The organism is Vreelandella sp. F11 (genome assembly GCF_042466685.1).
In the GTDB taxonomy this organism is placed as follows: Bacteria; Pseudomonadota; Gammaproteobacteria; order Pseudomonadales; family Halomonadaceae; genus Vreelandella.
In genome coordinates, this window is the sequence record NZ_CP170448.1 from 810,150 (window position 1) to 821,815 (window position 11,666).

The window sequence follows — 11,666 nt, forward strand, 5'->3', positions numbered from 1 at the left end:
ACTACAAACTTACAACTCTACTACGGTGAGCCAAGACCATGAATGAACAAAAACGCCCACTAGGCATTACTGATGTCGTGCTGCGCGATGCCCATCAATCGCTGTTTGCCACGCGTATGCGCCTGGACGATATGCTGCCGATCGCCGAAAAGCTGGATCGCGTTGGCTACTGGTCGCTGGAAACCTGGGGGGGAGCCACCTATGACGCCTGTATCCGCTATTTGGGTGAAGACCCATGGGAGCGCATTCGTGCTTTGAAAGAGGCTATGCCTAACACGCCTCAGGCTATGCTGTTGCGTGGCCAGAACCTGCTGGGCTACCGTCACTACGCGGACGACGTTGTCGATAAGTTTGTCGAGCGGGCGAAAACCAATGGCGTTGACGTCTTCCGCGTTTTCGATGCCATGAACGATCCGCGTAATCTTGAGCGCGCTATCCAGGCGGTGCGTAACGTGGAAGGCCACGCCCAGGGCACCATCTCTTACACCGTGAGCCCGGTACATACCCTGGATAGCTGGGTTGATCTCGCTAAAACCATTGCCGGTTTGGGCGCAGATTCATTGGCTATCAAGGATATGGCGGGGCTATTGACGCCCTATACGGCGTTTGATCTGGTCACCCGGCTCAAGAAAGAGCTGTCGATTCCAGTACACCTGCATTGCCATGCTACTACCGGCCTCTCAACGTCGACTATTTTGAAGGCGGTAGAAGCGGGCATCGATAACGTCGATACCTCGATCTCGTCCATGTCGATGACCTATGGTCACAGTCCCACCGAGTCCGTGGTGGCAATGCTGAAGGACACTGGCCGGGATACCGGTCTGGATCTTGAACTGCTGGAGGATATCGCCGGCTACTTCCGTGAAGTGCGTAAAAAGTACGCCGCCTTTGAAGGCTCGCTACGCGGTATTGACTCGCGCATTCTGATTGCTCAGGTGCCGGGTGGCATGCTGACCAATATGGAAGGCCAGCTCAAAGAGCAGGGCGCGGGCGACAAGCTGGACGACGTGTTGAACGAGATCCCCCGCGTGCGCGAAGACCTTGGCTTTATTCCGTTGGTGACACCCACCTCGCAAATCGTCGGCACCCAGGCGGTGATGAACGTGATGATGGGCGAGCGCTACAAGTCGATCTCCAAAGAAGTGCAGGCGCTGCTCAAAGGTGAGTACGGTGCCGCGCCAGCACCCTTTAATGCCGAGCTGCAAAAGCGCGTGCTGGAAGGCGGGGAACCGATAACCTGTCGCCCGGCGGATAACCTGTCGCCGGAAATGGATAGATTGGCCAGTGAGCTCAAAGAGAAGGTCAGCGCTGAGGGAATCCGCTTGGCCGAAGGTAAGCGCGAAGTGGATGACGTCCTGACTTACGCGCTCTTCCCGCAGATTGGCTTGAAGTTCCTGAAAAACCGCGACAATCCAGACGCTTTTGAGCCTGCTCCCCAAGTGGCTGAAGCCAGCGCAGAGAAGGCGCCCGTCAAGGCGGAAAGCAAAGCGCCGGTCGCAAGCCAAGGCCCGGAAACCTATACCGTTAAGCTCAACGGCAAAGCCTTCGTGGTGGAAGTTTCTGAAGGCGGTGAGCTGGGCGAAGTGCAGGAGCAAACTGCATCTGGCACAGCGTCGGCACAGCCATCCTCTAGCGAAGCGCCTGCGCCGAGCGGTGGCGGTAGTGGAGAAAGCATCGATGCGCCGCTGGCAGGCAATATCTTCAAGGTTAATGTTCGCCCTGGCGACAGCGTCGCAGAAGGTGACGTGGTGATCATCCTGGAAGCGATGAAAATGGAAACCGAAGTGCGCGCCAGCAGTGCGGGCACTGTGTCTAAGGTTAACGTCAGCGAAGGCGATAGCGTTGCCGTAGGCGACACGCTGATCGAGCTCTAAGGGCCCCCGGTAATGGATAAAAAGTAATGGATAAATTAGTAACGTTATGGGAAGGCTCGGGGCTCTACAACCTGGAGCTTGGCCAAGCGGTCATGATGATAGTGGGGTTACTGCTGCTCTACCTGGCCATCTATAAGAAGTTTGAGCCACTGCTGCTGGTGCCGATTGGCTTTGGCGGTATTCTAGCCAATATCCCCGAAGCGGGGCTGGCGATTTCAGCGCTCGACCAAGCGATTGAGGTGGCGAAACCTGCCGTGCTACAGCAAATGGCGGCAGCGCTAGGCGCGACGCTGGATCCACTAGCCAATGCGGAAGCTTGGCGGGAATCGTTAAAAGCGATTGCCCACGATGGTGTCGCACCGGATCAAGTGCGCGCCGCCCGGGATATTGCCGTGGGCGTTGGGTATAGCGATGGCATGCTCTACAGCTTCTATAAAGTCGCGATTGGCTCAGGTATTGCCCCGCTGATTATCTTTATGGGTGTGGGCGCCATGACGGACTTCGGCCCGCTGCTGGCCAACCCGCGCACGCTGTTTTTAGGCGCGGCGGCTCAGTTTGGCATTTTTGCCACCCTGTTTGGCGCTGTAGCGCTAAGCTCGATGGGGGTCATGGATTTCTCGCTTAACCAGGCCGCCGCCATTGGTATTATTGGCGGTGCTGATGGCCCGACCTCTATCTATGTCTCCAGCGTGCTGGCACCGGAGTTGCTGGGGGCTATCGCCGTGGCTGCCTATGCCTATATGGCGTTAGTGCCGCTGATTCAGCCGCCCATTATGCGTCTACTGACCAGTGATAAAGAGCGTCAAATCAAGATGACGCAGCTGCGGCCGGTCTCAAAATTGGAAAAGATTGTCTTTCCGCTGGTGCTGTTGATTTTGGTGGCGCTGTTTCTGCCCGATGCAGCTCCGCTGCTGGGTATGTTCTGCTTCGGTAATTTAATGCGCGAATGCGGCGTAGTCGAACGCTTGTCAGATACCGCGCAAAACGCCCTGATCAATATCGTCACCATAATCCTTGGTCTGTCAGTGGGCTCCAAGCTGATGGCCGAGAGTTTTCTCTCGTTTGAGACGCTGGGGATATTAGGCCTTGGCATTGTCGCCTTTGGCATCGGTACGGCCGCTGGGGTACTGATGGCCAAGCTGATGAACCTGGTGAGCAAAATGCCCATCAACCCCTTGATCGGTGCTGCGGGCGTTTCCGCCGTACCTATGGCGGCGCGAGTGGCGAACAAGGTGGGGCTGGAGTCCAATCCGCATAACTTCCTGCTGATGCACGCGATGGGCCCCAACGTGGCGGGGGTTATTGGGTCAGCAGTGGCGGCCGGGGTAATGATTAAATACCTGGGTTAATGTTGAACGAGTGAATAAATAAGCGCGGTGTACTGACACTTGCAGTATGTCGCGTTTTTTTTGATGGGCTATTCCGACGGGCTATCTAGTTAGTGAGAATACCGATAGCGCTCTTCAAGCGGTTTTCTAACGGGGCAAGATCAAGCGGGCAGTCCCTTGGCCAGCCAATGGTTAGACGCACGCCATCAGCATCGTAGTCGGCTTGTTCAATAGGGACATCGCGCTCTTCGCACCAGGTGCGGGCAATTGCTTCATTGGCAAAGGTGAGGCGCAGAGTGTAACTATCGCGCTCAACGACTTCCCGGGTAGGCAGCGTCTCAAGGGCATGGCTAACCGCCTGAGCGTAAGCGCGGGCTAAGCCGCCGGTGCCCAGCTTGGTGCCACCAAAATAACGAATGACCACACAGCCGATCTGGCCTAGTTGGCTGCCCTGGAGAACCTGATACATGGGTCGGCCAGCGGTGCCGCCAGGCTCGCCATCATCGGAAAAGCCAATCAGGTTTTGCTCGCCGGGTGGCCCGGCAATGTAAGCAGTGCAGTGGTGGCTGGCAGTAGGGTGCGCATTTTTCGCCGCAGTCAGCAGGTTGGTGAATGCATCGATATCAGGGGCGTGGCACATCCAGGTGATAAACTGGCTTTTTTCGACTTCGATGTCAGCCGTATGCCATGACCCAATGGGTAGCTCGGGAACCCGATAGCGCATTAATGCTCCGTGAAGGTAGTCTCACTTTTCACACCCATTACCATGCCGAGTACCTGAATATCCCGGTTATGCAAAAATAGCGCTGGCTGCAACGTATCCTCTGGCCATAACTCTACGCCAAAGCGGCTGATAGAGAGCTGCCTCAAGGCAATTGTTTGCTGGTTAATTTCGGCAACGGCGGTTTCTGTCTGGGTATCGTGTTGATAGCGCCGGATAATAATGACATCGCCATCGAACAAGTTGCAATCACACAGTGCGTTGCCGCGCACTTTGAGTGCATAGGTGTTGCGTCGAGTAACGCTAGGTGCAGTCGCGTAAGGGCGCAGTGCCGGTTGTCTGTGGCCGAACGTAGCGGTAGGTGCTGCCATCGATAGGGTCATTAGGAAATCTCCATTGCATGTTCTTTCATACAGTGTTTCTCATTGTAGACCTGTTTTTGCATACAGTGCTAGAGATAATTGGTCTTACGACATATTGATGGAGATCACGCTGCGACCCAGCGCCGCATTGTGTGAGTGGCGAGAAAGGGGCTTTACGTGTAGAGTTCGACGCGAAATCAATATGCCAGGAGAGACGCTTGAGCCTGTGTCTACAAGCCCGACAGCTTGGCTGTGAACGCGACGACCGCTGGCTGTTTCAAGAGTTGGATCTGGAGGTTCGCAGCGGTGAAATAGTGCGAATTGAAGGGCCCAATGGCAGTGGCAAAACCAGCCTGCTAAAAATTCTCTCCGGGCAGCTCAGTGACTACCAGGGCGAACTGTTCTGGAATGGCGCTGCGATGAACCAGGCGCGTGAACATTTTCTCGCGAATTTGCTCTATTTAGGGCATGCACCAGGCATTAAGTCAGGACTTTCCGCGTTAGAAAATTTAGTCTGGTATCAGGCATTAAGCGGGGAAAGTGGCCATGAAGAGCAGCGCTTAGAAGCCCTTGAACGGGTTGGGTTGGCAGGCTTTGAAGATGTGCCCGCAGGGCAGCTCTCGGCAGGCCAACAGCGCCGCGTAGCGCTGGCGCGCTTAACGTTAACGCCGCGCGCCCTATGGGTACTGGATGAACCTTTTACCGCGATTGATCGCCACGGCGTCGCGGATCTAGAGAAACAGCTTGTTGCCCACGCTCAGGCGGGGGGCTGCGTGTTAGTAACAACGCATCACGAGTTAACCGCTTCACCGTTGCTCAGACGGATATCCCTAGGGTAAAGGAGAAAGGGTTGCACAGCTCTTTACATGGCGTTTCAAATAGCTCTTCACACGGCTCTTCACAAAGCTCGGAGAGTACCCAGCAGCTTTCAGCAGTTCCACTGCGTGAGCATAAGGGTGGGTTAATGACCGCAGTGAAGGCCACGCTCGTGCGTGACTTAACGCTATTGCTCAGACGCCGTGGCGAAGTGCTGAACCCGCTGGTGTTTTTTGCCCTGGTGATCACGCTGTTCCCGATCGCCATTTCGCCCGACCCTGAGCTTTTAGCGGTGATTGCGCCGGGGTTGCTGTGGGTCGCAGCGCTGTTAGCCGCGCTGCTGTCATTAGATAGCCTGTTTCGTAGTGATTATGACGACGGCAGTCTGGAGCAACTATTACTGGCGCCCCAGCCGTTAGTCGCGCTGAGTTTGGCCAAAGTGGCCGTGCACTGGCTGCTGACCGGACTACCGTTGGCCCTGATGGCGCCAATATTAGGTATCATGCTGGCGCTGCCAGCGGGTAGTTACGCCGTGCTGGCCCTGTCGCTGGCGCTGGGTACGGCAAGCTTGAGCTTGATTGGCGCCATCGGTGCGGCGCTAACTGTCGGTCTGGCGCGGGGCGGTGTGCTGCTCTCGCTGCTGGTGCTACCGCTGTATATTCCGGTGCTCATTTTTGGCGCAGGTGCGGTGCAAGCGGCCATTCTCGGCGACGGTGTCTCTGCACATCTGGCGATCCTGGGCGCGCTACTCGCTGCCTCTCTCATGTTGGCGCCGTGGGCGATTGCCGCATCGCTGCGTATCAGTATTAACGGTTAAGGACAGGACACGCTATGTGGGCCTTTATACACAAGCTGGGATCACCTAAATGGTTTTATGCCATTAGTGCCAAATTACAGCCCTGGTTCTGGGTCGCGGCGGCGCTGTTGATCGTTACTGGCACCCTATGGGGGCTCGCGTTTGCGCCGGCGGATTACCAGCAGGGTAATAGCTTCCGGATTATTTACGTGCATGTGCCGGCGGCCTTTTTGGCTCAGTCAATTTTTATCGCCATGGCGGTTTCCGGTCTGGTGTTTATGGTCTGGAAAATCAAAGTCGCCGATATGGCAGCGGCAGTGATGGCGCCTCTTGGCGCGGCGATGACCTTTGTGGCGCTATTTTCCGGCGCCGTATGGGGCGTGCCCACCTGGGGAACCTGGTGGATGTGGGATGCCCGGCTAACCTCCATGCTGATTCTGCTGTTTTTGTATCTAGGCGTGATTGCCCTGCGTGGGGCGTTTACCAGCCGCGATAGCGCCTCACGGGCAGCCTCGGTGCTGGCCATGGTGGGGGTAATCAATATCCCTATCATCAAATACTCAGTGGATTGGTGGTATACCCTGCACCAACCTGCCTCCTTTACTCTGACCTCGCGCCCGGCAATGCCCACCGAAATGTGGCTGCCGTTAGTCATTATGGTGCTGGGTTTTTACAGTTTTTTTATTGCCTTAACGCTGATGCGTACGCGCAGCGAGATTCTTCGCCGCGAAGCTAACAAGCGCTGGGTACAAGATCTGGTCAAAGATCAGGTCGAGGAGGCTCGCTAATGGCATTTGACTCATTTGCCGAATTCCTCGCCATGGGTGGCCACGCACCTTATGTCTGGTCTGCCTGGGGGGTAACTGCGCTACTGCTGCTCGCCACCATCTGGCATGCACGTGCTGAACAGCGCCAACTGCTCAAAGGCTTGAAACGCCGCGCAAGACGCACAAAAAGCGCAAGGGGGAACGCCCAATGACACCGAAACGTAAACAGAAACTATTCGTTATTCTGGGGCTTGTGTCGCTAGCCGCGATTGCCGTGGGGCTGACCCTGTACGCGCTGCGTGCCAACATCAATCTGTTTTTTAGCCCGGTGCAGATCGCCCAGGGTGACGCACCCCTGGAGCGGCAGATTCGCGCTGGTGGCATGGTGAAGGAGGGCTCGGTTTCCCGTGATCCTGAGAGCCTGGACGTCGAATTTGTCGTTACCGACTACGTCGATGACCTGGAGGTTTACTACAGCGGGATCCTGCCCGACCTGTTCCGTGAAGGCCAAGGCGTGGTGGTGGTCGGTGAGCTTCAGACCGACGGTCGTTTGTACGCCGACAAAGTCCTCGCGCGCCACGACGAGAACTATATGCCCCCGGAAGTGGCGCAAGCCTTGGAAGAGGCAGGCTATTCGCCAGCTGACTACCAGGCCAAAGCCGCCGAGGTGGGTAAACGCCTGGATGAAGAAGGCGTACCCCAAGCAAGCGAATACTAGTTCCCGTTCCTCAGGGTTGGCAACAAAGCCGGAGCACACATGCTTATCAAACTGATTCCTGAAATTGGCCATTTTGCCCTCATTATCGCGCTGCTGATGGCGGTGGTGCAGGCGGTGATGCCGTTGGCTGGTGCGGCGACTCGGCGCCCGCTGTGGATGGCCTATGGTCAGCCCATGGCCGTAGGGCAGTTTGTGTTTATTGCCATTGCCTACGCCTGTTTGACCGCCAGCTATATGCTGGACGATTTTAGCGTGGCAAACGTGGCCAATAACTCCAACTCGCTGCTGCCCTGGTACTACAAGTTCAGCGCGGTGTGGGGTAACCACGAAGGGTCGGTACTGCTGTGGAGCTTTATGCTCGCGGGCTGGGGCTTTGCAGCCAGCCTGTTCACCGGCAACCTGCCGCGGGATATGGTCGCCCGAGTCATGGGCGTGATGGGCATGGTCTGCGTCGGCTTCTTGCTGTTTATTTTGATCACATCGAACCCCTTCGAGCGGCTGCTGCCCGATATGCCCCGCGACGGCGCCGACCTTAACCCGCTGTTGCAAGACTTCGGGTTGATCGTGCATCCGCCGATGCTCTACATGGGCTATGTAGGATTTTCCGTGGTGTTTGCGTTTGCCATCGCGGCGCTCATGGGCGGGCGTTTAGACGCCGCCTGGACGCGCTGGGCACGGCCTTGGACGAACCTGGCCTGGGCGTTTCTGACCGTGGGCATTGCGCTGGGCAGCTGGTGGGCCTATTACGAGCTTGGCTGGGGCGGCTGGTGGTTCTGGGATCCGGTCGAGAACGCTTCACTGCTGCCTTGGCTTACTGGTACCGCGCTGGTTCACTCACTGGCGGTCACCGAGAAGCGCGGCTCGTTTAAAAGCTGGACCGTGCTGCTGGCGATCTCGACCTTCTCGCTATCACTGATGGGCACTTTCCTGGTGCGCTCTGGGGTGCTGACATCGGTGCATGCATTTGCCAACGACCCTGCGCGTGGTTTCTTTATCCTCATGTTGCTGGCCATTACGGTAACGCTTTCACTGCTGGTGTTTGCGCTACGCGCCCCGCGGGTGAGTCATAAAGTCGGCTTTAACTGGCTCTCCCGGGATGCGCTGCTGCTGGTCAATAATATCTTTCTGGTGATTATGACCGTCACCGTGCTGCTGGGAACCGTCTATCCGCTGATTCTGGATTCGCTGGGGTTGGGCAAAATCAGCGTGGGCCCGCCTTACTTTAATGCCCTGTTTGTCCCGCTTACCGTGGTGATGTGTATCTTTATGGGGCTCGGCTCGGTAACGCGTTGGAAGAGCATGGCGGCAGGGGATCTGACCCGTAAATTGTGGTTAGCAGGCGTTGCCGCGCTGCTGATAGGCCTATTAATGCCGCTGTTGTACCGCGGTGAATGGAACCTGTTTGTCTCCCTGGGCATTATCTCCGCGCTCTGGATTGTACTGCCGATGGTGCGCGATGTGTTTGATAAAACCCGCCACGCCAGTTCGTTTGTCGCCGGGGTGCGTAAACTCTCTCTGGCTTATTGGGGCATGGTGCTGGGGCATATCGGCGTTGCCGTGACTATCGTTGGCGTGACGGTCGTCTCCAACTACAACATCGAGCGCAATGTGCGCATGTCGCCGGGCACTACGGTGGAAGTTGCGGGCTATCAGTTCACCATGACCGAGCTAACCGAACGGCGCGGGGCCAACTTCCTGGCGGATACCGCCATGCTTCAGGTTCAGCGAGGCGACTCAGGCCGCAGCTTTACCATGCGGCCTGAAAAGCGTCTTTACCTGGCCACCGGTATGCCGATGACCCAAGTGGCCCTGCGCCCAGGGCTGTTCCGCGACCTCTATGTGGCCATGGGTGAAGACCTTGGCGATGGCAGTTGGGCGATGCGGGTACAGTACAAGCCGTTCGTCCGCTGGCTCTGGCTGGGTGGCCTGCTGATGGCGTTCGGCGGCGTGCTGGCAGTGCTCGACAAACGCTATCGTCGCAACGTGGTCACCCGTGAAGCGCCGAAAGTGGTCAGTGAAGGCAGTCGCGCGCGGGAGGCCACGGTATGAAGCGACGGCTACTGCTACTGCTGCTGCCGGTGGGGTTTTTAGGCTTGGCGCTGTTCTTTTATCAAGGCCTCTCGCTGGATCCCTCCCAGCGTGACTCAGCGCTGATGGCGCGGGAGTTTCCGAGTTTTGAAGCTACCACCCTGCGTGATGAAAATCGCCGCGTTGACCAAACGCTATTAGAAGGCGAAGTGACCCTGGTGAATGTTTGGGGCGAGTGGTGCCCTGCCTGTAAGCAGGAGATGCCGCAACTGCTGGAACTGGCTGACCGCGGCATTCGCATGGTAGGGGTCAACTACCGCGATACTCGCGAGAAAGGCATGCAGTTTCTCAGCGAATTTGGCGACCCGTTTGAGGTTAATATTTTTGACCCAGAAGGCGAGCTAGGTTTTGATCTTGGCGTCTACGGTGCCCCGGAGACGTTCCTGGTCGATGCCGACGGCATCATTCGCTATCACCATAAAGGCTATGTATCACCCCAAGACGTGCGCGAACGTATTCTGCCGGAGGTGGAGAAATGGCGCTAATGCGAACCATGGCAGCGTTACTACTGTTGTTCATAGCGTTTGGTGCAGCGGCAGGCGGTATTGAGCTGCGCGAATTTGACGACCCGGTGATGGAGAAGCGTTACCGCGACTTAACCGCCTCTATGCGCTGCCCGCTGTGTGAAAACCAGGCGATTGACGACTCGGACGCGCCTATCTCGGCTGATATGCGCGAGCGTGTTTATCAACTGTTGCAAGATGGCCAGTCGGATATCGAAATTATCAATCACATGGTGCAGCGATTTGGCGAATATATTCTCTATAACCCCCGTTTAGAGAGCCGTACCTATCTGCTTTGGGGCCTGCCCATTGGTCTGGTATTGCTGGGGGCAATGGTAGTCGTACTGATGATTCGTGCCCGCCGTAACGCCTCTGCTAAAGCGTTGAGCCCTGAAGAGCGCCAACGTATAGAAGCGCTGACTAACCGTAAGAGGTCTTCATGACGCTGCTCTGGATTGCGATTGCCGTTTTACTGGTTCCCGCGCTGTGGCTACTGGTTTCGCCGCTCAGAAAGGCGCGTGCACTGTATGACCAGCAGCGCGATTTTGAAGCCAACGACACCTCCGCCGAGCAGAACGTGGCGATTTTCAAGCGCCGTTTGGCGTCATTGGAAGCAGCGCGTGAGCGAGGCGATATCGATACTGCTCGCTTTGAGGAGGATCGTCTGGAGCTTGAGCGCAGCCTGCTGGAAGATACTGCTTTCCGCGAGCGTCGGCCATTAAAAGCAGCCAGCGCCGGTCGTATCGTCGTACCCCTGGTCATGGTCGCTGTGGTAGCCATTAGCGTCATTTGGTATCAGCAAAAGGGCGCCGAGGGCGACCTGGTACTACTGGCCGTGCAGCAGGAAGTGCGCAACGACCCTGAGGGGTCGCTCGCCATGTATATCGAGCGCATGGAGGAGCAGGCCGAGCGTCAGCCGGATAATCCCAATGTGTGGAGCACACTGTTTCCGCTCTACCGCGAAACCGGGCAAATGCCCGAGGCCGTGGACGCCCTGGAGCGCCTGATCGAGATTGAAGGGCGCATTCCACCGCTGCTTGCACAGCTGGCGCAAATTCGTTTCTTTATGGCCGAACGCGAGCTGACCGACGAAGTGCAGGCACTGGTCGATGAGACGCTGGAACAGGATCCCCGCCAGCCCACGGTATTAGGCCTACTGGGCATTAACGCTTTTGACAACGGTGATTACCCACAGGCCATCGACCACTGGCGCCGGGCCATCGCCAATATCGAAGACCCCAATACCGTCTCTTCACTGCGCGACGGTATTCGCGTGGCTCAGGAGCGCATGGGCGTTGAACCTGAAGAGGCCGTTGCCGAGGGCAATGGTATTCGGGTTCGCGTTGCGTTAGACAGCGAACTCGCTGGGCGCGTTGACGATAATGACAGCGTGTTTATTACCGCCCGCGATCGTGAGGGTGAGTTACCACCCCTGGCCGTGGTGCGCGCCCAGGTATCGGAGCTGCCCATGACGGTGACGCTAGATGACAGCGCAGCTATGTCGCCCCAGGCGCAGATCTCCCAGGTGCGTGAAGCGCGCTTGGTGGTGCGTGTTTCTCCCTCCGGCCAAGCAACGCCCCAGCCGGGGGATCTGTTTGGCGACCTTGAGAGCGTCAGCGTCGGGCCTATTGATGATGCGGAGGCGGTTGAAGTGGTGATTAATCGTGTCTTTGAATAATCGCAACGGGAACGC

13 protein-coding genes are annotated in these 11,666 nt (G+C 57.1%); 11 read left to right on the forward strand and 2 right to left on the reverse strand.

Going from position 1 to position 11,666, the window contains the following annotated elements:
- Nucleotides 1-38: 38 nt before the first annotated feature.
- Nucleotides 39-1,874 carry a sodium-extruding oxaloacetate decarboxylase subunit alpha gene (oadA, locus tag ACFIOZ_RS03730; RefSeq protein ID WP_386082362.1) on the forward strand — a complete coding sequence of 612 codons (1,836 nt, stop codon included), beginning with the start codon at nt 39-41 and terminating at the stop codon, nt 1,872-1,874.
- Between the two features lie 26 nt (nt 1,875-1,900).
- A complete protein-coding gene (locus tag ACFIOZ_RS03735; protein ID WP_386082363.1) occupies nt 1,901-3,223 on the forward strand; it encodes a sodium ion-translocating decarboxylase subunit beta in 1,323 nt (440 codons plus the stop codon).
- Nucleotides 3,224-3,308: 85 nt separating this feature from the next.
- Here ACFIOZ_RS03735 and ACFIOZ_RS03740 read toward each other — a convergent pair whose 3' ends face one another.
- Nucleotides 3,309-3,926, reverse strand: coding sequence for an IMPACT family protein (locus tag ACFIOZ_RS03740; protein ID WP_386082364.1), 618 nt, complete (start codon nt 3,924-3,926; stop codon nt 3,309-3,311).
- Nucleotides 3,926-4,306 carry a LexA family protein gene (locus ACFIOZ_RS03745; RefSeq protein ID WP_386082365.1) on the reverse strand — a complete coding sequence of 127 codons (381 nt, stop codon included), beginning with the start codon at nt 4,304-4,306 and terminating at the stop codon, nt 3,926-3,928. Before ACFIOZ_RS03745 ends, ACFIOZ_RS03740 begins: the two co-directional genes overlap by 1 nt.
- Before the next feature lie 197 nt (nt 4,307-4,503).
- Here ACFIOZ_RS03745 and ccmA point away from each other — a divergent pair, with 197 nt between their 5' ends.
- The 9 genes from ccmA to ccmI all read left to right on the forward strand — a co-directional run bounded on the left by ccmA (nt 4,504) and on the right by ccmI (nt 11,651).
- Nucleotides 4,504-5,124, forward strand: a complete 621-nt coding sequence (gene ccmA, locus ACFIOZ_RS03750) for a cytochrome c biogenesis heme-transporting ATPase CcmA (protein ID WP_386082366.1) — start codon at nt 4,504-4,506, stop codon at nt 5,122-5,124.
- A 125-nt stretch (nt 5,125-5,249) separates the two neighbouring features.
- The gene (gene ccmB, locus ACFIOZ_RS03755; RefSeq protein ID WP_386083985.1) at nt 5,250-5,918 is read left to right on the forward strand and encodes a heme exporter protein CcmB; all 669 of its coding nucleotides are present in this window, start codon (nt 5,250-5,252) and stop codon (nt 5,916-5,918) included.
- 14 nt (nt 5,919-5,932) lie between these two features.
- Nucleotides 5,933-6,685, forward strand: coding sequence for a heme ABC transporter permease (locus ACFIOZ_RS03760; RefSeq protein ID WP_386082367.1), 753 nt, complete (start codon nt 5,933-5,935; stop codon nt 6,683-6,685).
- On the forward strand, nt 6,685-6,876 hold the full coding sequence (ccmD, locus tag ACFIOZ_RS03765; protein ID WP_386082368.1) for a heme exporter protein CcmD: 192 nt from the start codon (nt 6,685-6,687) through the stop codon (nt 6,874-6,876). The genes ACFIOZ_RS03760 and ccmD overlap by 1 nt, the downstream gene beginning before the upstream one ends.
- On the forward strand, nt 6,873-7,382 hold the full coding sequence (ccmE, locus tag ACFIOZ_RS03770) for a cytochrome c maturation protein CcmE (RefSeq protein WP_386082369.1): 510 nt from the start codon (nt 6,873-6,875) through the stop codon (nt 7,380-7,382). The genes ccmD and ccmE overlap by 4 nt, the downstream gene beginning before the upstream one ends.
- 39 nt (nt 7,383-7,421) lie before the next feature.
- A complete protein-coding gene (locus ACFIOZ_RS03775; RefSeq protein ID WP_386082370.1) occupies nt 7,422-9,431 on the forward strand; it encodes a heme lyase CcmF/NrfE family subunit in 2,010 nt (669 codons plus the stop codon).
- Nucleotides 9,428-9,955: a DsbE family thiol:disulfide interchange protein gene (locus ACFIOZ_RS03780; protein ID WP_226250407.1), complete on the forward strand. Its 528-nt coding sequence runs from the start codon at nt 9,428-9,430 to the stop codon at nt 9,953-9,955. The genes ACFIOZ_RS03775 and ACFIOZ_RS03780 overlap by 4 nt, the downstream gene beginning before the upstream one ends.
- Nucleotides 9,946-10,416 (forward strand): cytochrome c-type biogenesis protein, encoded by a 471-nt coding sequence (locus ACFIOZ_RS03785; RefSeq protein ID WP_386082371.1) that lies wholly within the window; start codon nt 9,946-9,948, stop codon nt 10,414-10,416. Before ACFIOZ_RS03780 ends, ACFIOZ_RS03785 begins: the two co-directional genes overlap by 10 nt.
- The gene (gene ccmI / locus ACFIOZ_RS03790) at nt 10,413-11,651 is read left to right on the forward strand and encodes a c-type cytochrome biogenesis protein CcmI (protein WP_386082372.1); all 1,239 of its coding nucleotides are present in this window, start codon (nt 10,413-10,415) and stop codon (nt 11,649-11,651) included. Before ACFIOZ_RS03785 ends, ccmI begins: the two co-directional genes overlap by 4 nt.
- Nucleotides 11,652-11,666 lie beyond the last annotated feature (15 nt).

Excerpts from the sequence above, each read along its gene's own strand:
- ACFIOZ_RS03745 (WP_386082365.1), bottom strand. The coding sequence starts at position 4,306 with ATGACCCTATCGATGGCAGCACCTACCGCTACGTTCGGCCACAGACAA.
- ACFIOZ_RS03785 (WP_386082371.1), top strand. The coding sequence starts at position 9,946 with ATGGCGCTAATGCGAACCATGGCAGCGTTACTACTGTTGTTCATAGCG.
- ACFIOZ_RS03740 (WP_386082364.1), bottom strand. The coding sequence starts at position 3,926 with ATGCGCTATCGGGTTCCCGAGCTACCCATTGGGTCATGGCATACGGCT.
- oadA (WP_386082362.1), top strand. The coding sequence starts at position 39 with ATGAATGAACAAAAACGCCCACTAGGCATTACTGATGTCGTGCTGCGC.
- ACFIOZ_RS03760 (WP_386082367.1), top strand. The coding sequence starts at position 5,933 with ATGTGGGCCTTTATACACAAGCTGGGATCACCTAAATGGTTTTATGCC.
- ccmB (WP_386083985.1), top strand. The coding sequence starts at position 5,250 with ATGACCGCAGTGAAGGCCACGCTCGTGCGTGACTTAACGCTATTGCTC.
- ccmE (WP_386082369.1), top strand. The coding sequence starts at position 6,873 with ATGACACCGAAACGTAAACAGAAACTATTCGTTATTCTGGGGCTTGTG.
- ACFIOZ_RS03775 (WP_386082370.1), top strand. The coding sequence starts at position 7,422 with ATGCTTATCAAACTGATTCCTGAAATTGGCCATTTTGCCCTCATTATC.
- ACFIOZ_RS03780 (WP_226250407.1), top strand. The coding sequence starts at position 9,428 with ATGAAGCGACGGCTACTGCTACTGCTGCTGCCGGTGGGGTTTTTAGGC.
- ccmD (WP_386082368.1), top strand. The coding sequence starts at position 6,685 with ATGGCATTTGACTCATTTGCCGAATTCCTCGCCATGGGTGGCCACGCA.
- ccmI (WP_386082372.1), top strand. The coding sequence starts at position 10,413 with ATGACGCTGCTCTGGATTGCGATTGCCGTTTTACTGGTTCCCGCGCTG.
- ACFIOZ_RS03735 (WP_386082363.1), top strand. The coding sequence starts at position 1,901 with ATGGATAAATTAGTAACGTTATGGGAAGGCTCGGGGCTCTACAACCTG.